Origin of the sequence: Idiomarina sp. 28-8, assembly GCF_000320945.2 — a bacterium.
Classification (GTDB): Bacteria; Pseudomonadota; Gammaproteobacteria; order Enterobacterales; family Alteromonadaceae; genus Idiomarina; species Idiomarina loihiensis.
The window spans coordinates 762,492-783,257 of the sequence record NZ_DF266789.1 but is presented as its reverse complement, the minus strand read 5'-3'; the positions used below and the strand labels follow the sequence as shown (position 1 = coordinate 783,257).

General features: G+C 45.1%; 24 protein-coding genes and 1 pseudogene. 15 read left to right on the top strand and 10 right to left on the bottom strand.

Annotated elements, in window-relative coordinates:
• The first annotated feature begins 154 nt into the window (after positions 1–154).
• Positions 155–622 (top strand): mobile mystery protein A, encoded by a 468-nt coding sequence (locus tag RJ32_RS03915; RefSeq protein WP_034819226.1) that lies wholly within the window; start codon positions 155–157, stop codon positions 620–622.
• Entirely contained in the window at positions 622–1,212 is a 591-nt protein-coding gene (locus RJ32_RS03910) for a mobile mystery protein B (RefSeq protein WP_034819225.1), read from the top strand. The genes RJ32_RS03915 and RJ32_RS03910 overlap by 1 nt, the downstream gene beginning before the upstream one ends.
• 146 nt (positions 1,213–1,358) lie before the next feature.
• Here RJ32_RS03910 and RJ32_RS03905 read toward each other — a convergent pair whose 3' ends face one another.
• Positions 1,359–1,607, bottom strand: a complete 249-nt coding sequence (locus RJ32_RS03905; protein WP_034819224.1) for a nucleotidyl transferase AbiEii/AbiGii toxin family protein — start codon at positions 1,605–1,607, stop codon at positions 1,359–1,361.
• Positions 1,604–2,374, bottom strand: coding sequence for a type IV toxin-antitoxin system AbiEi family antitoxin (locus tag RJ32_RS03900; RefSeq protein ID WP_034819223.1), 771 nt, complete (start codon positions 2,372–2,374; stop codon positions 1,604–1,606). Before RJ32_RS03900 ends, RJ32_RS03905 begins: the two co-directional genes overlap by 4 nt.
• Positions 2,375–2,611: 237 nt before the next feature.
• Between RJ32_RS03900 and RJ32_RS03895 the strand changes: the two genes are divergently transcribed.
• The 5 genes from RJ32_RS03895 to RJ32_RS03875 are packed head-to-tail and all read left to right on the top strand — an operon-like array spanning position 2,612 to position 5,856.
• Positions 2,612–2,932, top strand: coding sequence for a metalloregulator ArsR/SmtB family transcription factor (locus RJ32_RS03895; RefSeq protein ID WP_051018724.1), 321 nt, complete (start codon positions 2,612–2,614; stop codon positions 2,930–2,932).
• A 24-nt stretch (positions 2,933–2,956) separates the two neighbouring features.
• Positions 2,957–3,673 (top strand): arsenical resistance protein ArsH, encoded by a 717-nt coding sequence (arsH, locus tag RJ32_RS03890; RefSeq protein ID WP_034819221.1) that lies wholly within the window; start codon positions 2,957–2,959, stop codon positions 3,671–3,673.
• Between the two features lie 10 nt (positions 3,674–3,683).
• On the top strand, positions 3,684–4,745 hold the full coding sequence (gene arsB, locus RJ32_RS03885; protein WP_034819220.1) for an ACR3 family arsenite efflux transporter: 1,062 nt from the start codon (positions 3,684–3,686) through the stop codon (positions 4,743–4,745).
• 7 nt (positions 4,746–4,752) lie between these two features.
• A complete protein-coding gene (locus RJ32_RS03880) occupies positions 4,753–5,187 on the top strand; it encodes an arsenate reductase family protein (RefSeq protein ID WP_034819218.1) in 435 nt (144 codons plus the stop codon).
• 3 nt (positions 5,188–5,190) lie between these two features.
• A complete protein-coding gene (locus RJ32_RS03875) occupies positions 5,191–5,856 on the top strand; it encodes an NADPH-dependent FMN reductase (RefSeq protein ID WP_034819216.1) in 666 nt (221 codons plus the stop codon).
• Positions 5,857–5,858: 2 nt separating this feature from the next.
• Here RJ32_RS03875 and RJ32_RS03870 read toward each other — a convergent pair whose 3' ends face one another.
• The 5 genes and pseudogenes from RJ32_RS03870 to RJ32_RS03850 form a co-directional block, all read right to left on the bottom strand.
• Positions 5,859–6,206 carry a DUF3024 domain-containing protein gene (locus RJ32_RS03870; protein WP_034819214.1) on the bottom strand — a complete coding sequence of 116 codons (348 nt, stop codon included), beginning with the start codon at positions 6,204–6,206 and terminating at the stop codon, positions 5,859–5,861.
• 610 nt (positions 6,207–6,816) lie between these two features.
• Positions 6,817–7,095, bottom strand: coding sequence for a hypothetical protein (locus RJ32_RS03865; RefSeq protein WP_011233312.1), 279 nt, complete (start codon positions 7,093–7,095; stop codon positions 6,817–6,819).
• A 158-nt stretch (positions 7,096–7,253) separates the two neighbouring features.
• Positions 7,254–7,679 (bottom strand): bifunctional diaminohydroxyphosphoribosylaminopyrimidine deaminase/5-amino-6-(5-phosphoribosylamino)uracil reductase RibD, encoded by a 426-nt coding sequence (locus tag RJ32_RS03860; RefSeq protein WP_011233313.1) that lies wholly within the window; start codon positions 7,677–7,679, stop codon positions 7,254–7,256.
• A 181-nt stretch (positions 7,680–7,860) separates the two neighbouring features.
• Positions 7,861–8,881 (bottom strand): annotated as a pseudogene (locus RJ32_RS14475) (IS3 family transposase); the annotation flags it as partial.
• A 19-nt stretch (positions 8,882–8,900) separates the two neighbouring features.
• Complete coding sequence (locus RJ32_RS03850) at positions 8,901–9,749, bottom strand: DMT family transporter (RefSeq protein WP_011233316.1); 849 nt, start codon at positions 9,747–9,749, stop codon at positions 8,901–8,903.
• A gap of 102 nt (positions 9,750–9,851) precedes the next feature.
• Between RJ32_RS03850 and RJ32_RS03845 the strand changes: the two genes are divergently transcribed.
• From RJ32_RS03845 to RJ32_RS03835, 3 genes are all read left to right on the top strand, one after another.
• Positions 9,852–10,748, top strand: a complete 897-nt coding sequence (locus tag RJ32_RS03845) for a LysR substrate-binding domain-containing protein (protein ID WP_011233317.1) — start codon at positions 9,852–9,854, stop codon at positions 10,746–10,748.
• 818 nt (positions 10,749–11,566) lie between these two features.
• Positions 11,567–12,109, top strand: a complete 543-nt coding sequence (locus tag RJ32_RS03840) for an RNA polymerase sigma factor (RefSeq protein WP_011233318.1) — start codon at positions 11,567–11,569, stop codon at positions 12,107–12,109.
• Entirely contained in the window at positions 12,099–12,953 is an 855-nt protein-coding gene (locus tag RJ32_RS03835) for a hypothetical protein (RefSeq protein ID WP_011233319.1), read from the top strand. The genes RJ32_RS03840 and RJ32_RS03835 overlap by 11 nt, the downstream gene beginning before the upstream one ends.
• 193 nt (positions 12,954–13,146) lie before the next feature.
• Here the strand turns inward: RJ32_RS03835 and RJ32_RS03830 are convergent, their stop codons facing one another.
• Complete coding sequence (locus RJ32_RS03830) at positions 13,147–13,557, bottom strand: helix-turn-helix domain-containing protein (RefSeq protein WP_034819211.1); 411 nt, start codon at positions 13,555–13,557, stop codon at positions 13,147–13,149.
• A 217-nt stretch (positions 13,558–13,774) separates the two neighbouring features.
• Here RJ32_RS03830 and RJ32_RS03825 point away from each other — a divergent pair, with 217 nt between their 5' ends.
• The 5 genes from RJ32_RS03825 (at position 13,775) to RJ32_RS03805 (ending at position 19,432) form a co-directional block, all read left to right on the top strand.
• Positions 13,775–14,548 carry a type IV toxin-antitoxin system AbiEi family antitoxin domain-containing protein gene (locus RJ32_RS03825; protein ID WP_034819209.1) on the top strand — a complete coding sequence of 258 codons (774 nt, stop codon included), beginning with the start codon at positions 13,775–13,777 and terminating at the stop codon, positions 14,546–14,548.
• A gap of 6 nt (positions 14,549–14,554) precedes the next feature.
• The gene (locus RJ32_RS03820) at positions 14,555–15,499 is read left to right on the top strand and encodes a nucleotidyl transferase AbiEii/AbiGii toxin family protein (protein ID WP_034819207.1); all 945 of its coding nucleotides are present in this window, start codon (positions 14,555–14,557) and stop codon (positions 15,497–15,499) included.
• 96 nt (positions 15,500–15,595) lie between these two features.
• Positions 15,596–15,946, top strand: a complete 351-nt coding sequence (locus tag RJ32_RS03815; protein WP_034819205.1) for a helix-turn-helix domain-containing protein — start codon at positions 15,596–15,598, stop codon at positions 15,944–15,946.
• Between the two features lie 14 nt (positions 15,947–15,960).
• The gene (locus RJ32_RS03810) at positions 15,961–17,256 is read left to right on the top strand and encodes a type II toxin-antitoxin system HipA family toxin (protein WP_034819203.1); all 1,296 of its coding nucleotides are present in this window, start codon (positions 15,961–15,963) and stop codon (positions 17,254–17,256) included.
• Positions 17,257–17,563: 307 nt separating this feature from the next.
• A complete protein-coding gene (locus tag RJ32_RS03805; protein WP_034819201.1) occupies positions 17,564–19,432 on the top strand; it encodes a CocE/NonD family hydrolase in 1,869 nt (622 codons plus the stop codon).
• 38 nt (positions 19,433–19,470) lie between these two features.
• Here RJ32_RS03805 and RJ32_RS03800 read toward each other — a convergent pair whose 3' ends face one another.
• Positions 19,471–19,788 (bottom strand): chaperone modulator CbpM, encoded by a 318-nt coding sequence (locus tag RJ32_RS03800; RefSeq protein ID WP_034819199.1) that lies wholly within the window; start codon positions 19,786–19,788, stop codon positions 19,471–19,473.
• Positions 19,788–20,747, bottom strand: coding sequence for a DnaJ C-terminal domain-containing protein (locus RJ32_RS03795; RefSeq protein ID WP_034819197.1), 960 nt, complete (start codon positions 20,745–20,747; stop codon positions 19,788–19,790). The genes RJ32_RS03800 and RJ32_RS03795 overlap by 1 nt, the downstream gene beginning before the upstream one ends.
• Between the last annotated feature and the right edge of the window lie 19 nt (positions 20,748–20,766).

The window sequence follows — 20,766 nt, the reverse complement described above, 5'->3', positions numbered from 1 at the left end:
CATCGCCACTTACCAGCTAAACATTTTCTTGCCATAGCGTGAAATAGACCGAGAATCATCCACCATAAAGTATATCAATTGATTGACAATATAGAATTATTTGCATATTATTCAATATTCAATATATGAGTTTTAGTCAATGAGATAATATGCAATGAGTGTTAAAAACACAGTAAAAAAACAATACGTGCAGATAGTAAATAGCGCTGCGAAGCAGCTTGCATCTGTAAGAAAACCCCAAGAAGGGTGGCTTTTAGTGCTACGAAAGGCTTTGGGTATGTCTGGGGCACAAGTTGCAATTCGGGCAGGGGTTAGCCGTAATGCCATCTATCAAGCTGAGCGCAACGAGACTGATGGAGCCATTACAATCAAACAGATGCAAAAGTTTGCCGAGGCAATGGGTGGGCGTTTCGTTTATGCCATTGTGCCTGAGAACGGAGCAGTCTCAGATATTATCCAGAAGCAGGCGCGTCGCAAAGCAGAAGACCATATTAAACGAGCTAGTGCCCATATGGCATTGGAGAAACAATCCTTGACGAGCAAGCAAACGGCGCAGCGTATTGATGATCTCGCAAATGAACTCATCCGGGATATGCCCGCTGACTTCTGGGAAGTTAAATAATGTTTGAAGAGCCGGATGGAGCAACTCCGCTTGACCCCGATGAAATACGGGGCCTAAAGTTTAAACATGTTGCGACTCGAGGAGAGCTAGATGAATTGGAGCAAGCCAATATCGAGCAGGGCCTTACCTGGATATCTCGCAGGCGGGGCGGTTCAGTCTTTGATGATGGTTTTATAAGGACTTTACACAAAAAGCTTTTCGGAGATGTTTGGTCATGGGCAGGTGAGTATCGACTTACGGAAAAAAACATCGGTATAGATCCACTTCAAATTTCAGTGCAGTTACGCATGCTGCTCGACAACGCGAGCTTTTGGGCGGAGCATCAGACGTTTTCGCCTTTGGAAGCGGCTGCTCGTTTTCATCATAGGTTGGTACAGATCCATCTGTTTCCTAACGGCAACGGACGACACGCACGTATTGCAACTGACATTATGCTTGAAGAAGCATACGACCATCCACCCATTGCATGGGCAAGTGGCTTCGATCTGCAAGCTGACAATAAACGTCGTGAAAATTATATTGCCGCCCTTCGCGCCGCTGATGCTGGCGATTTCCAGCCACTTTTTGCTTTTGTTGAGATCGGTATCTAAGTGAAATAAATCTAACACGCCTTTCTAAGACAGTTGGACGAGCGTTAGGTTGGATTCGACAAAAGAGATGAAGCGAGAGATATTGAAATACTTTGTGCATGGCGAAAAATTGTGCGTGGTGCAGCGCGCTTATTTTGTTGCCAGCATTATACGTTATAGCGCAAGTTTTCTATGCGTCCTTTTGTGCGCAAAAGTGCGGCATTGATGGCATCCAATGTTTCAGCTCGCTCAGCTATTTCGACGTAGGTTAAGTCGATGTCTACGAACAATCTTGGCATGTTCTGCAAAAACAAATTGATGGCCGTACCGCCATGCATTGCAAAACAATGCTCTTTCGCGATTTTTGGCAACACATTCAGAAGCAGCTTCACCTGTCTTCTATAAGCTTCATTCATGCCATTGACTCCAGCGCTTTCGGTACGGTGATTTGATACTTCGCTACATAAACGCCATCAGCTACTATCGAGCGCTTACCAGAGCCCAGGTCCACGTTGTCTAAATTGAGGTAACGTACCCAGTCATGGTTTGCTTTGTCGGCCATATAAAGGAATAGACGTTTGACCTTGATTGAATTGCAAGCCTCAAGCAGTTTTTGCACGGATGCCGGTCGTAGGTTGTTCAGCCCCTCCATTAACTCGAACAGCTCCGTTAATGATTGTGACTTTGGTGCGAGGTATAAACATTCCATGATTGCGCGTGCAGGGTCGGATACCTTCACTTTAAATTGCTTATGCGATAGTTCGATCAAACCAAGCTCCGGCGGTAGGAAATTGGTGAGCGTGCATTTTATGTTCACGCCCCAATCCCGTTTTTTAAACCAAAGCGGTAAATGCTCACCCTGGTCGCCAAACAGTTGCGCATGTTTTGGAGAGAGCTCTAAATAATGTGATTTGCCCTGCAACGCCAAAGCAGTCTTACCCCCTGGATGGACGGATAGACCCAGTTGGGTTTGCAGTGCATATACAGCCCCCAGATAATCGACCTGATCGCCGAAGCGGATTAATGCACCCGTACCGACAGATTCAAACCACTGACTGTTCTTATAACGCTTTTGCAGGTCGTTGCTGTAACCATTATCAGCAAGCCAGGCAGAGCAAAGCACAACCCCGGCGGGTTGGGCTCTGAGTAGCTTGTTTAATTTAGATGGTGATTCGGTACTCATAGTGCCAACCTACTATAATTTATAAACCAAATTAACTGTGAGTTTATATTATTTTATATTAAGGAGCTATTAGTACCCAATAATTTAAATTTTTAAACAGTTAGGAGTAGATTGATGCTCAACCAAAGAAACAAGCATGCGACTTCGAGTTGCCGCCCTTCGTGCACATGACTTTTAGAACCATACCGATTGTTGAATACCAAACCAATACATGCAATAATCTACATATATTAATTAATGAATGTGTTGTGTATGGATATTATTAAGTTTTACAAATGCCTCTCTGATATCAATCGGCTGACCTGCCTTTGCCTAATCCATGAGGCCGGAGAGGCTTGCGTTTGCGAAATCACAGACGCGCTTCGCGTTGACCAACCAAAAGCCTCCCAGTACTTAGGGCAGTTGCGAAAGTGTGGGCTCGTTACAAGTGAGCGTCGGGGGAAATGGATGTACTACCAATTGTCGCCTGAGCTTCCGAATTGGGCCCGTGCCGTCATTAAATCGACGCTCGACAACAACAGAACTGAGTTTCAGCGAGCTTTTCCAAATATCTTCTGACACAGCGGTAAATGGACAGAGCCAATGAACGAGCAACTAGATACGCCAAATTTAAACGCTGAACGAATTCAGACACCGATTCGGCCCAACTTTTCAGCATCCGCATCTGTGCATCCACCGCGTATCCTCTTGTTATATGGATCGCTTCGTAAACGTTCATTCAGCCGTTTAGTGATTGAGGAGAGCGCTCGACTGTTGACCCTCATGGGAGCCGAGGTGCGAATTTTTAATCCTGAAGGGTTACCTCAGCCGGACACGGAAGACGAGAAGCACCCAAAGGTACAAGAGCTGCGTGACCTGATGACCTGGTCTGAAGGTCAGGTTTGGTGCTCACCCGAGCGGCATGGCGCCATGACTGGTATCTTTAAAACCCAGTTGGACTGGGTGCCATTGAGCATAGGAAGTGTTCGCCCAACGCAGGGGAAAACCCTTGCGGTTATGCAGGTTTGTGGTGGTTCCCAATCGTTCAATGTTGTGAATCAGCTGCGCGTGCTGGGCCGCTGGATGCGCATGTTCACCATTCCGAATCAATCATCGGTCGCCAAAGCTTATCTTGAGTTTGACGACAATGATCGTATGAAACCTTCACCCTATTACAATCGCATCGTCGATGTTTTAGAGGAATTGATGAAGTTCACGCTGCTGTTGCGCGATAACCAGTCACTGCTTGTTGACCGGTATTCTGAGCGTGTTGAAAGTGCCGATGCGTTAAGCCAACGCGTAAATCTGCGTTCAATTTAGGGAGTTGGTAATGACTAAAGCTTTGAAAACACCGTCTGCGTCCGAGGGCATGGGCTTATTTGAACGCTACTTATCGTTATGGGTGGCACTGGCCATTGTTGCTGGCGTGCTAATCGGGCAGTTCGCTCCAACTATTCCCGAAACACTTTCACGGTTTGAATATGCTCAGGTGTCGATTCCTGTTGCGATTTTAATTTGGGCCATGATTTTCCCGATGATGTTGCAAATTGACTTTACCTCAATCAAAAATGTGCGCCGGCAACCCAAAGGTCTTGTCATCACCACCACAGTAAACTGGCTAATTAAGCCGTTCACCATGTTCGCGATTGCCTGGTTCTTCTTCATGGTGGTGTTTGAACCTTTTCTAGCCACTGAAACTGCAAGCCAATATTTGGCGGGTGCCATTTTGTTAGGTGCAGCGCCCTGTACAGCTATGGTATTCGTTTGGAGTTATCTCACGCGGGGTGACGCTGCTTACACCTTGGTTCAGGTTGCGATTAATGACCTCATCATGCTGGTGGCTTTCGCGCCTATTGTGGTGCTGTTGCTTGGTGTTTCTAATATTCAAGTACCCTGGGACACGGTTATTTTGTCGGTCGTGCTTTATATCGTGATTCCATTGGCTGCAGCGGTTTTCGTGCGCCAGGTGTTGATTATACGTCGAGGTAATCAGTGGTTTAAAAACGTTTTTATGAAGCGCATTTCTCGCGTTACACCTATAGGATTAATTGCGACCTTAGTGTTGCTGTTTGCATTTCAGGGTGATGTGATTATTGCCAACCCGTTGCATATCCTGTTGATTGCGATCCCGTTAATCATTCAAACCTTCCTGATTTTCTTTATCGCCTACGGCTGGGCGAAAAAATGGAAAGTTCCGCATAATGTTGCAGCGCCTGCCGGCATGATTGGTGCCAGCAATTTCTTCGAGCTAGCGGTCGCGGTAGCGATTGCGCTGTTTGGCTTACAATCCGGTGCGGCGTTAGCCACTGTGGTTGGTGTTTTGGTGGAAGTCCCGCTGATGCTGGCCCTTGTTCGAATCGCGAATAAAACCCGCCACCACTTTCAGAGTTGAGGTTACCATGATCGTTATTCACCACAATCCCGATTGCGGCACATCCAGAAATGTGTTGCAGATTATCAAGGATGCAGGTTACTCACCCATTGTGGTCGACTACTTGCACGAAGGATGGAGCAAACCTCAGCTCTTGGCGCTATTTGCGGCCGCTGACTTAACGCCGCGACAAGCTTTGCGGGTGACTAAGTCGCCAGCAGAAGCGCTTGGCTTACTTGATGAAAACGTTGGTGACGACGAGCTAGTGTCCGGAATGCTTAAACATCCGATACTAGTGAATCGCCCCATCGTTTGCACCCCGAAAGGCGTTAAGCTTTGCCGACCCAGTGAAGCGGTGCTAACACTACTCGATGAGTGGCCTCCCGGGCCCTATTTTAAAGAAGATGGTGAGCAAATATTAGATAGCGAAGGCAACCTTATGAAACACAATGCAAATGGATAAATTATGAAATTACTTATTTTTCTTGGCAGTGTTCGACAAAGTACCCCACCAAAACCAGCGCGACTGGGCGAGCGAGTGGCTTTAGCTTGTCAGCGTGTGTTACAAGCAAACTTTCCAGACATGAACGTTGAGATTATTGACCCGCTGGATATTGAACTCGATCCGGTTTTTAAACCGCACTTTGCGTATTCAAGTCAATCTGCCCCAGAGCAATTAAGCCAGCTTGCAGATAAAATCGAAACAGCCGATGCTTATGTAATGGTCAGCCCTGAATATAATCATTCTATGAGCCCAGCATTAGCGAATCTTCTTAATCACTTTGGTGCGTCATTATTTTCTTACAAACCCAGTGCTATCGTAACCTATTCAGCTGGTCAATGGGGCGGCGCTCGGGCAGCTATTAGTATGAGAGCATTTTTAAGCGAGCTTGGTTGTTTGCCGGTTTCGGCCATGCTTCATTTTCCGAAAGCTCAAGAGGTATTTGATGAAAGTGGCGATTATCTCGAATCTGTTAGCGATGCAGACCGTTGGGATAGTTACTTCAATCGTACTTTTTTGCAGTTGCGTTGGTGGTGTGAGGCAAGCCTCAAACAACGTGACGCACAGGATCCTCATCAGCTCATCAGTGATTTTAAGCAATCACCCAGTCAGCGTAATGCACCAGATTAAGGTCAACCAAAAAAACAAGCGTGCTGGTCATCAGTCACAAGTTTTAAAAACTCACGAAGTTGCTTAACCTTAGGGGATGGTTCGTATGCATGCCACTTTAAGTCAGCACGCTGCCAATACACTTTCCAGCAGTTTTGCGTTTTCACAAAGGTTGTTTTTGCTACCGGCAGTTCCATGGTTTCGGAAGGATTTTGCCATTGCGGTCTGATCTCGAAAATCTCAATACTCTGATTTTCAATTCGGTAAGCAAGGTCAAGCTCTGGTCGTATGTGCACGGGCGGTCTTCGTATCGCCATGAACGCTTCAAGTTCTTTCTCACATTTCTTAATTTCGAATTCACTGAGTGCCATGGCAGATTACCTAAAGCGGGAAAAAGGAGCAGGATTTTAACCAAAAACACCTGATTTATACAGGAAGTTCAGTAGCCGATCGTCTGGCTAACTATCCTTTTTTCCATACCCCTTTGTGCCAAGTTTTGCAGAGTTCTGGCGGTACCTTGATTTTAACAGGTGCGTTATCTGGCTAAATGGCCTCGTTAAAATATCCCTAAGACCCCTATAAGACGTGGCCTGCACGGTTGGTACCTTCTCTCACCATTTAACGTCAGCCAGTCGCTATTTACTCCGGAGGCGGAGGTCACAGGTTCGACTCCTGTCGGGCGCGCCATTTCCCTAGCCTGCAGAGATTTTCCTCCTTTCGTATCTACTCTAAATTCTTTTCTTTGCTGATTTTTCGGCGTGACCGTTAGCTATTGTGGCTGATTTGGCGCTGGATCAGGGCTGTGTCCATTCTGTGTCCAGATTGTGGCCGCGGTTGCGGGTGACAAATTAGCGGATGTAAATTTTGACCTTTGCCTAATCTAATAATAAAACGAACTCCTCCAGAGAAAAAGTAATCGGCTCACTACATGCTTTATTTAGCAGGTGGAGCTGTGTAGTAATTTCCGTTATCGCTCCAGAACTATAACCAGCCTGAGTCGTTCATAACGAAATATTCGCCAAACGTGTTTTCTTCAACATTCTCAATTTTTGTTCCGTGTTTTATATCGCTTAATGTTACTTCATGCTTGCTAATTTCACCTGGCCCGAATACTTGGGCAATATAATGCTTTCCGTTTTCGCTATACAAATACATCGTTGTCTCCAAACCGTTTTTGGCATCCCACTTCCCTATTATTTCACCTACTATTCCGGGATCTACTGATTCAAGAGCGTCCTTTTCTGCAGTAGTTTTGCCCATAATATTTACATTCAATATTGGAGCGTAGTCGGTTCTTGCCCAGTAAACAGAAGTGCTCAACCTTTAATCGAGTTTAAGGGGCTGGAAAGACTGAAAATTCGTGTAGTTATAACCTAATCCTTGTTAAACCATAGCTTTCTGGTTTTTAGCGAAACTATTTATGATTTTGCTAAATAGGGGGAAAGGAATTGTGCTACCAGTTCAGCACACAGGCCGACCTCAACTTTTACGCCTCCCGCCGTTAGTATCTCTGCGCCTTTACCATTGTTTCTGATGTCTGGGTCGAGCATTGCGATAATCACATGCTTGATGCCCGAAGCGAGAAGTGTGCTTGCGCAAGCAGCAGTCCGGCCGACAAAAGAACAAGGCTCTAAAGTGACGTATGCAGTAACGCCGCTTAGGTCTCCTGAATGAGCATTTAAAGCCTCTACTTCTGCATGACTTCCACCAATGGCCTGCGTAAAGCCTTTGGATATTACTTCGCCATCTTTAACCAGCACACATCCGACAGGAGGATTCGGTTCACAGTGGGGAAGTGCTTGTTTGGAAATATTCAAAGCTTCCAGCATGAATTTTTCAGACATTTGAAACCTTCACCCCCGGTTTAGCTGGTTTACTTTAGTATGCCGTCATCAACAGCCTGCTCAAGTTTACTTCTGATGACAGACCAAAGCGCTTTGATGTCGCTCTCAATTCGTTGGTTTACGGAAAGCCCCTTACCTTTAGTAATTCCATGCGCCTTCCAGTTGGGGTTCTACTTCGTTATCACGGACGGTTTAAAATCGCGCTAAACTGCTGATCTTGTTTTGCCAGTCTACGACGCATTCTTGGATTATGAAACCGCTCAATATAATCAAAAATATCTGAACGAGCTTTATCCCTTGTTCGATAATGGCGATAATTCACTCTTTCACGCTTCAGTATCCCAAAAAATCCTTCACAGCCGGCGTTGTCGCTGCAGTTACCGACTGCGCTCATGCTGCTGATCAGGTTATTAAATTTGAGAGCACGCTGATAATCACCGCTGGTAAATTGAGAACCGCTATCCGAATGTAAAATCACAGGCTGATTGCCTGTTCGTTGCCAGACGGCCATTTCCACTGCGCGAACAACCATGTAACGATCCTGCCGATGATGCATAGACCAGCCCACTATCAGTTTGCTGTACAAGTCGAGCACAACGCACAGAAACGGTTTACCTTCGGTGGTTTTGACTTCGCCATTTAGTTTCAGGCTCTGTTGCTGTGAAGTCACGTGCCAGGTGATCTTTAAGGCCAGCGGGTCTGGCGGCCGGTCGCTTTCGGCCTCGTCCTTTCTTATGAGTCCAGCCCTGAAAGCCATTAACGGCCATTAAGCGGGCCACACGATTCAGACTCACTCGTTCACCTTCAATAGACAGATCTTCATGCATACGTGGTGCGCCAATTACACCACCACTGTCCTCGTGGATCTCCTTAATGCGCGTCAGTATCCGCTGATTTTCGACGTCCCGGGCACTGGGAGGCTGTGCTGCCCAGGCGTAATATCCGTTGGGTGACATTTTCAGACATCGACACATTAAGCGTATCGGAAACTTATCTCGGCAACGCTCTATCGCCTGATATCTCAGAACGAGTCTTTTGCGAAGAACGTTGCCGCTTCTCGCAAAAATCCCGTTCCTTTTTAAGCCGGGAATTCTCGCGTTTAAGCCGCGCCATTTCTTCGTCACGGGGGTTACTTGATCCCTTGAAAGCTTTTTAGAGGATGGTTCGGCTTCACGCCGCCACCGGCTGAGCAAAGAGTAATTTAAGGCCAGACTTCCGACTTTAAGCCGATCTATTAGAGTTCCGCAGAGTTAAAACGGTGAGTGGTGCAATGATAAGGACTGAACCTATATAAAACCTTGCGTCAGGGGTTTCGGTAAAAAACACAATCCCCAGTATTACCGCCCCAATAAGGCCTGTATACTCGGCGCTGGTGACTTTGTTGCTTTCTGCGGCTCGATAAGCAAAAACGCAGGTACCGGCATAAATCATCGCAAACAAACTGGAGCCCACTGAAATTAAAAAAGTACTGACATCAAAACTGGCACCTTCAAACCATGCCATTGCAGAAGCTAAAGGAATACCCAATAGGTTAGTTAAGTAAAGCGTGTCCAGAATACTGTGTTCAGCCGGAAGCTTTTTTACTAGCAGATTATTGAGCGCCAGGGTTGTAGCAACCACCAGGGCCGCCAACGCAAAAATGTTTGTAGAGGAGGGGTTCACAATTACCAATACGCCAACCATGCCTAAGACTGCAGTAATCAAAGATAAGCGTGTGACACGCTCTTTAAAAAACATGCGGGCTAATACAACCGTGATAATAGGCGCCGCATAAAATATGGCATTCGCAGTCGCTAGCGGTAAAGTGGTTAATGATATCACCATAAACACCGTACCGAGTAAAAAAATATGAGCGCGAGTGGCATGCCAACGTATATTCTTAGGCAATAATGGGCGCTTAAAAAGCAACATAAACGGTAAAAGCATCAGCGTGGCACTTATTTGACGGTATAAAACAAATTGAAAAGGTGCCTCAAAACCATCCAGTAGCTTAATCAAAGAATCTGAGAGAATAACGATGTTATTTCCTAAGACCAACATAATAATAGCCATGAGCAATGAGCGATCCACCTTTGTTCTCCTCTTTAAACTGTTAGCGATGAGGGCATTTTACGTGGCTCTTTTTATTAAATATAATGATATTAACTAATTTTCACATGAGGTTTTTAGATAATGAGCCTTCCGCTTCGCTCCATCCATTATTTTGTTGAAGTTGCGCGTTGCGAGAGCTTTTCCCTGGCAGCAGAGCGCTTACATGTGTCACAAAGTGCCGTGAGTCATCAGGTGGCACTACTTGAAGGATATTTGGGTGATGATCTCTTTGTTCGGCGGGGCCGCAAAATTTTGTTAACAGCAGTCGGCGAGAACTATTTTAATGAAGTTGCTGGAGCAATTAACGCGATTGAAGGGGCGACTGCAAACGTCAGGCAATATGATACCCGGCAGGTAAAGCTGGCGGTGCATGGTTCGTTAGCGGTAAAGTGGCTGATACCGGCCCTCGATGAGTTCCGACAACGCTATCCTAATGTGGAATTGACGCTGCAAATGCTGACTCAGGATGGTAATTTTGATACCCAGTGGGCTGACTGCTTTATTACAACACAGCCGCCAGGCATGGGTTATCAGCGCTACCATTTGTATGATGAAACGTTAAAGCCCTATTGTTCAAAAGCATTATGGGCTGAGGCTCATCGGCTCGAAAGTGCGGGTGACCTCATTCAATATCCATTACTGTCAGCGATAAGCGCATTTGCCAGCGGCGAACCGGGAACCGACTGGCAGCGTTGGTTTAAAAAAGCCAACCTTCGGTTACCTGTGAGCGCTAGGGTTCACCACTTTAGTCATTTATTACTTGCTGCCGAGGCGGCTAAATACGGACAGGGAATTGCGCTGTTAAATGAGTTTATGACAACCGAGCAAGAGCGTGAAGAAAGTTTGTTTGAATTGCCGTTTCACAGTATTCAAACCGATGACAGTTTCTATTTTGTTTACCCTTCCAGTACCGCTAAAAGTCCCGGGCTTGAGTCCCTGGGCGATTGGTTGGTCGCTTTATGCCGTACACGGCATTAGTCTTGATACTTAACTTGTCAGCCTTAGCAATACTGGCCTCGAGTTCTCTCCATGTAGCGATGTGTCTCGAGCCTAATGGCAATGAGGAACCCAGAATTTATCTTGTAAAAACTGAGTGGGTAGAATCCAGGCGCTGCTAAGAAGCGCCCGGTAGATTTAAATTCCCAAAGTTACAGCATAAGTTAACATCAGTACCGAGAGTCCAATGAAGATAATACACAGAGGCAGAAACTGCATAGGGAGGTTTAGCTCCCTTTCAAGAGCACTTGCTCCTACCAAATTATAGGCGTTTTAGTTAATATTTAAACCACGGTGATTGCTAATCGACGCATAATTTAGGGTAGTGGTTATCTGGCTAACTATCCTTTTTTCCATACCCTTTTGTGGCAAGTTTTGCAGGGGTTGGAGATAAAACGCTAAAACATCTGGCTAAATGGCCTCGTTAAAATATTCCTGAGATCCCTATAGAACGTGGCCTGCACGGTTAGTAACTTCTCTCACCATTTAACGTCAGCCAGTCGCTATTTACTCCGGAGGCGGAGGTCACAGGTTCGACTCCTGTCGGGCGCGCCATCTTTTGAAGTTCTCGCATTGATAGTAACTATTAACTCAATTTCTCTTGTGTCCATTCTGTGTCCCAAATTATCTCCGACTACACGCTTACGATAACTTTGTTATTTTAGTAGGGCGTTTTACCCTTCATTGCTTTCCTAACTGTCAACAAAGCACAATTAACATATGCTGCTCTGAAAGAATTAAAAAAACGGTAATATTTTCGACAACTGGATCGTCTTTAAGTCGAGATGTGTTTTTGGAGAATGACATTGCAGCAACACAAAGCGAAAATATCTGACTTGGCACTGCAACACGGGAGGCTAGTCTTTCACTGCGCATATCGACTGTTAAGCGATACACACCTTGCAGAGGATGTGACTCAAGACGTATTTATTAAACTGTTTAAAAAATCTCTTAAAAGCATGAACGAGGTGAAAAACTGGCCTGCTTATTTAAAGTCTATGGCAGTTACCACAGCGATTGATTATCTACGTCGTAATAAAAGATTAGCGGAAGACGACTTGGAAAGCGTGCCTGAAAATGAAAGTGATACATCAAGGCACCCTTTGAACCAAGTTTTACGAGACCGTGATTTGATACTGTTCAAACAAGCCCTTTTGCAATTGACAGAGCAAGACGCTCACATATATTGCCTGCGTCATGTCGAAGGATACTCTTACCAAGAAATCGCCGAATTAATGCATGTCTCTAGCAATTCAGTCGGCGTATCCCTGCATCGCTCACAGCTAAAACTCTCCAGTATCGTAGGTAAATCAGAATATTTAGGAGCTCGTCATGAACACTAATCACGATTCTATTCAGACTATGCTTAATAAAGTTAAGGGACAAAAGCCTTCGGAACATGACGATATAGCAATGCAGTCCCGACTTCACGCTGCCATTGATGCACAAGACAACCCTGTAGATGAAGAAGAACCCGGCAACGGTATGATTCGTCTTTGGAGTTGGTTAAAAACCGCCTCACAACCAAAGCGATTTGGCTTTGCTGGAACGGCTGCCGCTTTGGTGCTAACCGCTGTGTTGATTATCACCACGTCGGTGAGCAAACCTGCATTTGCATCGGTGGTCAAGAAGTTAAGCGAAATCACCAGTATGGTGTACACAGGACAAATGCAGTCGGATGACCAAGTTATTATGACAGTAGAGGTTTTTTACCAATCGCCCAGTAAAATTAGGGTGGTCAACACACCGCTTCCAGACATTGAAGGTGCACCTTCAGTAGTGAACGTGATGGATACTAAACTTGGTAAGGGGTTAATACTCTTCCCTGAACGCAAAGTTGCCATGCCTATTAATTTTACGCCTGGTCAAAACGCGAAAGAGGCGCTGGAAAATGAGTTACTTGATTGGCACACGAAAATTTTAAATTACGACGGTGAAGTGAAGAGTGAACCAGGTGTAGTTATCGATGGAATAGAAACGACTGTCTTTACAGTGGAGCCTGAAAACATGAGATTGACTTTATGGGTCGATCCTAAGACTGAATTACCTATTCGTATAAGAGTAGAGACAATGGATGGACCGTATTTTGTTTTTGAGGCAGATGTGGCATTTAATGAAGCGATAGACCCTGAAATGTTCGACTTAGCGCCATCTGGCTATGAAATTATGGGAGCGGATTCGGAGTAAGCCAGGCTGTTGCCGAGCTCGGGCACTTGCGAATCGGCCGTGGCGCTACGGGGTTATAAACCATCAGTAATGCCCGAGTCGGCAACGACAGAACGAGTATCCCAACTAAAATCCAGAAGGATACTTGCCAGAACATGTTTAACTCCCTTTACGTATAACGGTTCTTTTTCAACAGGTCTTTGCCTATTATTCTTTACCAAACTTTCCGGCTATCTGCTCTGTTTACCAATTTACTTATTAAGTAAGCAGCTAAGAAAAAAGCAGGCGTCGCAAAAATGTCTGGATGCATAATCCAGGTTGCCAGTCCCAGTAACACGCTTAAGTACTCGACCCAAACGAGTTTATTTCTTCTATTGACGCCAAACAAACTTAATTTGAACCAGACCGGTTGTTGCTTCCAGTATTTAGATTCTTTATCAATCACAGTAATTTCCTCCGTTAGCTTCGACACATCAACTTCGAATACAGAGGCCAGTGATTTAAGAGATTCCATACTTGCTTTATTGCCGCTTTCTATACGTTGAATTGTTCTTACACTCAAGCCTGACATTATCGCTAATTGTTCTTGAGACCAATTTTTACGTTCTCTCAATTTTTTAATCATTCAAATTCTCCTGGTATCTGTATTCAGGCTCAATGATGAAGCAACAACGTCGGTGTCGGTCACGAAATATACACGACAGACGGGCGACACTAACTGTAGTGGTCAAGAGAAGCTAACCACAGGTTTACGATTTTCCTGTGCCTTCAGTTTGACTAATTCATTATACACGTCAATAATTAACGTGTATAAAGTATATTGCAAACCAAAAGAGCATCACATGTTAAATCATGAAGCGGGCAAAACGCTAAAGCAAAAACTTCCTCTCGGTATGATAGCAACAAAGCGTTGGCTACAAGAGCAGGGCTTGAGTTTGCACTATATCGACAACTCCGTCCGACGAGGAGCTTTAATCGTTGCTACGCCCGGGGTCTATTATCGCGAAGAAGCTTACCCAACCTGGCAAGGTGTTGTGGCTTCATTGCAGCGAATAGCTACGTTCGCAGTCAATGTGGGGGGCCTGACAGCTCTAGAGTTAAATGGTGTAAGCCATTACGTAAATCAAAGTGGAAAACCTACGATTGGTCTATATTGTCCTGAGAAGCTGCCTGTATGGGTTGATAAAATTGGTGTGGAAGCTACTTTCGAATGGCATGGAACGAAGCGATTGTGGCCAGAATCACTCATGCGCGACCAGCGCGTTCTCCGTCCTTATGAATGGTCAAAAGGTTTGCCGGAAATAACGTATTCTTGTGTTGAAAAAGCTTATCTGGAAGTGCTCAACGAGGTACCTAAACATATCAGTTTTGAGCATGCTGATGCGCTGCTTCAGGGGTTGCATAACTTATCACCCCGGAAGTTAGATACGCTGCTAAAAAACTGCCTTAATGTCAAAGTAAAACGGCTATTCTTTTGGCTAGCGGAGCGCAATCAACAGCCCTGGTTTAAACGTTTAGTGTCAACAGACTACGATCTAGGCTCAGGTAAAAGAGCTATCGCGGTAAATGGTCGCCTGGAAAGCAAATGGCAGATCACGGTACCCAAGGAGATGTAAATTATCATGGATAGAAATAGCATTTATTATCGGCAGGTTCAGTTGCTTATGCAGGTGTTACCATTTGTTGCGGCTCATGACTGCTTTGCGCTCAAAGGCGGCACAGCGATTAACCTATTTGTCAGAGACTTTCCGCGACTGTCGGTTGATATTGATCTCGTTTTTCTACCTATGATGGATCGAGATGAAGCACTTAATACGATCACTAGTCACCTGGAGAAAATAGGTAAAAAGCTCACAGCCGAAATTCAGAATGTGACTGTCATACGCCCATTTGAAGTCAAAAAAGACGCGCTCCGTTTATTGGTGGAGCGTGAGGTTCGCGGTACAAAGGTTCAGATAAAGATAGAACTGTCACCCGTACTTCGAGGAACTGTCTACAAACCGACAACCTTGAGTGTTACTGAAGCGGTGGAAAATGAATTTGGCTTCGCAGAAATTTCCGTGGTTAATTTCGCCGATCTCTATGCTGGTAAGATTTGCGCCGCGCTCGACCGGCAGCACCCCAGAGATTTGTTTGACGTAAAACTACTTCTGGATAACGAAGGCTTCACTGATGATATTCGTAAAGCGTTACTTGTTTATATTGTCAGCCACCCCCGTCCTATTTCGGAGTTATTACGACCTCATTTCAAAGATATTTCCGAACTTTATGAGGGGGAGTTTAAATCGATGGCGGACATCGATGTCCCATTCGCGGAGCTTGTGGCTGCGCGTGGGAAAATTGTAAAACTCATGCATGCGGCATTTACTGACGAGGAGAGGTCGTTTCTTTTGACGTTTAAATCACGCAAACCGGATTGGTCATTACTCGGACTTGATGGTGTTGATCGGCTACCGGCGGTTAGGTGGAAGCTGAAAAATCTTGGAGAAATGAGTGAGGAAAGACATCGGAGAGCTTATAACAGACTTGTGGATGCACTCAATTCAGTGGGTTTAGTTACGAGATAATCCATATATGCATTATTTGACTATATTCCATATATAAACTAAATTTTTATATTCTCTATTTAGTATAAATGCCTATATTCTATATAAGGAATTAAAATGCGAATCACCACTCCCGGTTCCTTGGGTAAATATATAGCACAACGGCGACAGGAAGCTGGTTATAGCCAAATGGAATTAGGCAAACGGATTGGTAAAGATCAGCGTTTTATATCCCGTGTTGAGACCAAAACATCATCCATTACTTTCGCTAACTTAATGAAAGTAATGGCTGCTTTGAACATTCGGTTCGATATTTCTAATTCCGCAGATGACGGTTATGAAGTCTTAAATAGGGTCAGGAAAGCGTCTGTGGATGAAAATCTCCCGCAAACCAAGCATCGGCCTCTTGATGCGCTTAAGAGCAATCGTAGGCCTATTGTGATTCGAAAATCACCACCTAAAAAGTAAAAGGAAGATTCGTCATGCCAAGGCGCAAGGCTACACGAGAATTACATTGCGGGATTAATGGAATAAAAGTAGGAACCGTAAGGCGGAAAAGTGGCACCTTCGAGTTTATTTATGATGATGAATGGTTGGGAGCAGAATATGCGCATTCGATAAGCTTGTCACTGCCAATGACATCTAAACGACATACAGGCGAGCGCGTTCGTTATTTTTTTGATAATTTGTTGCCAGATAATGAAGAAGTTCGTCAGCAAATTGTTGATAGAATCGGCGCTTACTCAACAGACACTATGGATTTGCTATCAGCTATCGGGCGTGACTGTGTGGGAGCGTTATCTCTTTCCTTAACGGAAATACCTCCAGAACCATCTATGCAGATGAACCCGGTCGATGAGAATGAAATCAATGAGATTTTAAATCATGCGGTTACCGGGCATACCCTCGGAATGGGGGATGACGATACTTTTCGTATTTCTATTGCAGGAGCTCAGGAAAAAACAGCATTAACCTATCACCGTGGTCAGTGGCATCAACCGATAGGTAACACTCCTACAACCCATATTTTTAAAATGGCTATGGGAGAGTTACCTAGTGGCATAAATATGGAGCAAAGTGTCGACAATGAATGGTTTTGTTTACGCTTTATGCATCATTTAGGGTTTGATGTAGCGCACGCTGAGATAGAAGTTTTTGGTGAGCAAAAGGTACTTGTTGTCGAACGTTTTGATAGACATACGGATGAAGATGGTCAAATTTTAAGGATAAGCCAGGAAGATATGTGCCAGGCTCTGGGCAGAGCCGGGCAATCGAAGTATGAAGATAAAGGAGGCCCGGGCGCTTTTGAAATATCGGATCTGCTCGCAACAAGTCAGCAAGGTTTAAAAGATCAGCAAGTGTTTTTTTTGAGTCAATACGTATTCTGGTTACTGTGTGCTATTGATGGTCATGCAAAGAATTTCAGTGTTTATTTGGACGCTTCGGGTTATTGGTTAACGCCAATCTATGATGTCCTTTCAGCGTATCCAACCCTGGGTAAAATACAGCCGAAAAAAGCTAAAATGGCAATGAGGGTAAAAAGTAAAAACTCCCATTATCATTGGCATAAAATTTTACCTCGGCATTGGCCTAATCATGCCAAATTTTCTGGCCTTTCCCCCGATATTGCTCAAGAATTAATTGGTGCGATAAATGAGGAGTTGCAGGGTGCTCTTGATAAAACCTGGGCTGATGCTCCCGAACACTTTTATCGGGAAACAGGAGAACAAATAACCAAAGGCGTTCTGGATCTAGCAAGGAAAAAACTGCTGATATGAACGATCTAAAAAGTTATTTGGAAGTGTTCCTTCATTAACCCAGAAGGATACTTGCCAATCATGGTGGCGTGTCCCGTGGCGCTCAAAGCTGGCTCCCCAATACACGATGGCTGTAGCAGTCGATATTAACGCGAAGACAGAGAATTTTTGGGACTTCGGCGGCCTTCCCACAACTAAAACTTTGAACAAACACAAAACTTGCTACTGAGTGGTTTTGGATTTATAACAAAGAAAGGTCGAAAACGGCTATCCGCGGCATCCATTCGAGGTGGTAAACGAGTTGGTTCAATAATAAAAGGGACAGAACATGAAGGTTGTTATACGCAGCTTTTTGCTGGCTATATGTTTGCTGACGGTGAACTCCGCATTCAGTAAACAAAGTGTAGCGGATGAAAGGGAAGCCTATATCCGGGCTAACTACACCAAATATGAATATCAAATCCCGATGCGCGATGGCGTAAAGTTATTCACGTCGGTTTACGTACCCAATGATACCAGCAAATCTTACCCTATTATGATGCAGCGAACGCCTTATCGCGTTGCACCGTACGGGGTAGACGAGTATAAAAAACGTTTGGGACCGAGCGAAGCATTTGAAAAAGACGGTTTTATTTTTGTCTTCCAGGACGTGCGCGGCAAGTTCATGTCGGAGGGGGATTTCGTCAACATGCGCCCGCAGGATGCCTACACTCGCGGAAAGAACGCAACGGATGACGCCACAGATACGTACGACACGATTGATTGGCTCGTAAACAATATAAAGGGTAACAACGGAAAAGTGGGTATGTGGGGAACCTCTTACCCCGGTTACTACACGTCGGTGGCATCAATTAACAGTCACCCTGCGCTTAAGGCAATTTCTCCTCAGGCTCCCATTGCTGATTGGTTCTTTGATGACTTTCATAGAAATGGTGCTTTCGTCACGCCTATGGCTTTCATATTTTTTGATACCTTCGATAAGCAGCGCGATGGCACCTTCGCTTACTGGCCTGAAGGTATGAAAACTGAAACGCCAGACGGCTATCAGTTTTTCAAAAATCTTGGGCCACTTTCCAATGTAAACGATAAGTACTTTAACGGAGAACGCCCATTTTGGAATGAGATTATTCAGCATCCAAATTACGACGATTACTGGAAGGCGCGGAATGTCTTACAGCACTTATCAAACACTAAGCCTGCCACGCTAGTTGTTGGCGGTTGGTATGATACAGAAGACCTTTACGGACCGCTTTATACCTATCAAACCATGTCAGACAACAATAAGAAGGATCATGTTCAACTGGTCATGGGGCCCTGGTATCACGGTCAATGGCAAAGCGAGCAGGGCGGTACTGAACTTGGAGAGGCTCATTTTGGTTTTGATACCAGTGCTTGGTTTCAAAGAGATGTGTTGCTGCCATTTTTTAAAGAGCACCTAAAAGGTGCTGATGAAGCCAATCTGACTAGGGCAACCATGTTCGAAACCGGCAGTAATCGCTGGCGTCATTTTGAAGCTTGGCCGCCTAAGGATACATCTAGAGAAACCCTGTATTTAGCGGATGACGAAAAAATCGTTGAGCAGGAAAACAATACGGGTAGCAGCGAGTACCTAAGTGATCCTAACAAGCCGGTTCCTCATTCTGCCGAAATCAGTCGCGGCTGGGATAGACCATACATGGTAGAAGATCAGCGTTTTACGGCGAGAAGACCTGACGTTCTGGTATTTGAGACCGATACGCTGGAATCGGACTTAACAATTGCCGGCGCCATCGACCTTAACCTATGGTTCGCTACCAATAAATCAGCGGCGGATATTGTGGTGAAGCTTGTCGATGTCTTTCCTTCCATTGATGAGAATACCAATAAGGCTGACATGGAGCGCGGGAACCGCCATGAGCTTGTGCGTTGGGGCGTGTTACGCGGGCGTTTTCGTGACAGTATGAGTGAGCCTAAGGCATTCGTTCCAAATCAACCAACGGAGGTTGGGTTTGAGTTGTACGATGTTTTACATACGTTCAAACGCGGGCATAAGCTGCAGATTCAAATACAAAGCAGCATGTTTCCGTTTCTGGATATTAACCCCCAGAATTACGTTGAAAACATTTTTAATGCAAAAGAGAGCGACTTTACAAAGGCAACTCATAAAATTTATCACAACTCTGAGTATCCGAGTTCGATAAGCTTTAACGTGCTGTAATCGACTCCGACCAGACGTTTGATTTACCGGCGGCTCTTCTAAATTTTTCTATTGAGCCGTTGCTTCAACCTGTGGTTCTCAGCTTTTATCTGCTCAATTTCATCAAGCAGGTTTAGCACTAAATAGAGATCGGCCCAGTCTATATTTAGATCCCGGTTGAGACGCGCCGCCTTTTTTACTGTCATCACAGAGGTAACATGAAACATCCACTGACGTGGGTGTTCTCCGGTGACTGGTACCGCAATCTCATGCTCAATCAGCTCAAGCATGGTTTCGGCGCTGACATTTGCAGAAAGACAGAGCTCTTCGAAACTCAGGTGAAAATTGGGTGAGTACACTTGTTGTAAGGTTGTCATTATCTATCGCTCCATTCGCGACGAGGGTCAAAGGCTTCGCTGTCCGCGAGCTGAGCCCAAAGGGTCTTACTGTTTTCATTTAGTGAGGATGGCATCACAATCTTTATTGTGGCAATCAAATCGCCATTTGAGAGCTTCCCGACCAAGCCTTTGCCTTTTACACGTAAGCGCTGACCTGCCTGGCTGTTAGCTGGAATGGTTAGTTGAACTTTGCCAGAGAGCGTCGGCACCTCTACTTTAGTTCCTAATGCCGCTTCCCATGGCGCGAGCGGTAAGGTGAGCAAAAGATTATTGGCTTCCACATCAAATAATGGATGCGGAAGTATTTTGATGGTTAAGTAAGCATCGCCGCTTGGGGCGTTACCGTAAGCCGGGGCACCTTGTCCTTTTAGTCGAATACGTTCGCCATCTCGTGCGCCAGCAGGAATTTTTACTTTGAGCGATTTTTTTACCTGCTGCTGGTAACCTTGTTGGTCATAAACCGGAATAACGAACTCAATTTGTTTGGTCGTGTCGGCCAAGGTGTCTTCGAGCATAACCGGCCAGTCGAATTCAACATCAGCTCCTTTGGCTTGGTTGGCGTCCTCATACCAAGGTTGCTGACGATGTTGTTGGCGACTGCGGGAACCTGCTGCTCCAAACACTGAGTTAAAGAAGTCAGTAAAGTCCTGATTACCCATCGTACTATTATTAGTGTGATAGTTGGCGCTCGATTTCCTATTTTGATTGTTATAACCGCGTTTGCGAGCCTCGCACAAAGCATCATATTCAGCACGCTTTTCAGCACTATGTAATACTTCATAGGCTTGGGCTACGCGCTTAAAATTCTCGGCTGCATCTGGTAACTTGCTTACATCGGGATGATACTTTCGGCCGAGTTTGCGGTACGCGGTTTTAATTGCTTTACTATCGGCGGTCGGCTCTACACCCAGTACTTCGTAATAATCAATAAACTCCATTGCAAAGCCTTATGTTCGT

Bases quoted from the DNA above. Each gene is read 5' to 3' on its own strand.
- RJ32_RS03800 (WP_034819199.1), bottom strand. From the start codon at position 19,788: ATGACAACCTTACAACAAGTGTACTCACCCAATTTTCACCTGAGTTTC.
- RJ32_RS03825 (WP_034819209.1), top strand. From the start codon at position 13,775: ATGTTAAATCATGAAGCGGGCAAAACGCTAAAGCAAAAACTTCCTCTC.
- RJ32_RS03860 (WP_011233313.1), bottom strand. From the start codon at position 7,679: ATGTCTGAAAAATTCATGCTGGAAGCTTTGAATATTTCCAAACAAGCA.
- RJ32_RS03810 (WP_034819203.1), top strand. From the start codon at position 15,961: ATGCCAAGGCGCAAGGCTACACGAGAATTACATTGCGGGATTAATGGA.
- RJ32_RS03875 (WP_034819216.1), top strand. From the start codon at position 5,191: ATGAAATTACTTATTTTTCTTGGCAGTGTTCGACAAAGTACCCCACCA.
- RJ32_RS03915 (WP_034819226.1), top strand. From the start codon at position 155: ATGAGTGTTAAAAACACAGTAAAAAAACAATACGTGCAGATAGTAAAT.
- RJ32_RS03905 (WP_034819224.1), bottom strand. From the start codon at position 1,607: ATGAATGAAGCTTATAGAAGACAGGTGAAGCTGCTTCTGAATGTGTTG.
- RJ32_RS03870 (WP_034819214.1), bottom strand. From the start codon at position 6,206: ATGGCACTCAGTGAATTCGAAATTAAGAAATGTGAGAAAGAACTTGAA.
- RJ32_RS03815 (WP_034819205.1), top strand. From the start codon at position 15,596: ATGCGAATCACCACTCCCGGTTCCTTGGGTAAATATATAGCACAACGG.
- arsB (WP_034819220.1), top strand. From the start codon at position 3,684: ATGACTAAAGCTTTGAAAACACCGTCTGCGTCCGAGGGCATGGGCTTA.
- RJ32_RS03910 (WP_034819225.1), top strand. From the start codon at position 622: ATGTTTGAAGAGCCGGATGGAGCAACTCCGCTTGACCCCGATGAAATA.
- RJ32_RS03895 (WP_051018724.1), top strand. From the start codon at position 2,612: ATGAATGTGTTGTGTATGGATATTATTAAGTTTTACAAATGCCTCTCT.
- arsH (WP_034819221.1), top strand. From the start codon at position 2,957: ATGAACGAGCAACTAGATACGCCAAATTTAAACGCTGAACGAATTCAG.
- RJ32_RS03840 (WP_011233318.1), top strand. From the start codon at position 11,567: ATGACATTGCAGCAACACAAAGCGAAAATATCTGACTTGGCACTGCAA.
- RJ32_RS03820 (WP_034819207.1), top strand. From the start codon at position 14,555: ATGGATAGAAATAGCATTTATTATCGGCAGGTTCAGTTGCTTATGCAG.
- RJ32_RS03835 (WP_011233319.1), top strand. From the start codon at position 12,099: ATGAACACTAATCACGATTCTATTCAGACTATGCTTAATAAAGTTAAG.
- RJ32_RS03900 (WP_034819223.1), bottom strand. From the start codon at position 2,374: ATGAGTACCGAATCACCATCTAAATTAAACAAGCTACTCAGAGCCCAA.
- RJ32_RS03880 (WP_034819218.1), top strand. From the start codon at position 4,753: ATGATCGTTATTCACCACAATCCCGATTGCGGCACATCCAGAAATGTG.
- RJ32_RS03830 (WP_034819211.1), bottom strand. From the start codon at position 13,557: ATGATTAAAAAATTGAGAGAACGTAAAAATTGGTCTCAAGAACAATTA.
- RJ32_RS03865 (WP_011233312.1), bottom strand. From the start codon at position 7,095: ATGGGCAAAACTACTGCAGAAAAGGACGCTCTTGAATCAGTAGATCCC.
- RJ32_RS03795 (WP_034819197.1), bottom strand. From the start codon at position 20,747: ATGGAGTTTATTGATTATTACGAAGTACTGGGTGTAGAGCCGACCGCC.
- RJ32_RS03845 (WP_011233317.1), top strand. From the start codon at position 9,852: ATGAGCCTTCCGCTTCGCTCCATCCATTATTTTGTTGAAGTTGCGCGT.
- RJ32_RS03805 (WP_034819201.1), top strand. From the start codon at position 17,564: ATGAAGGTTGTTATACGCAGCTTTTTGCTGGCTATATGTTTGCTGACG.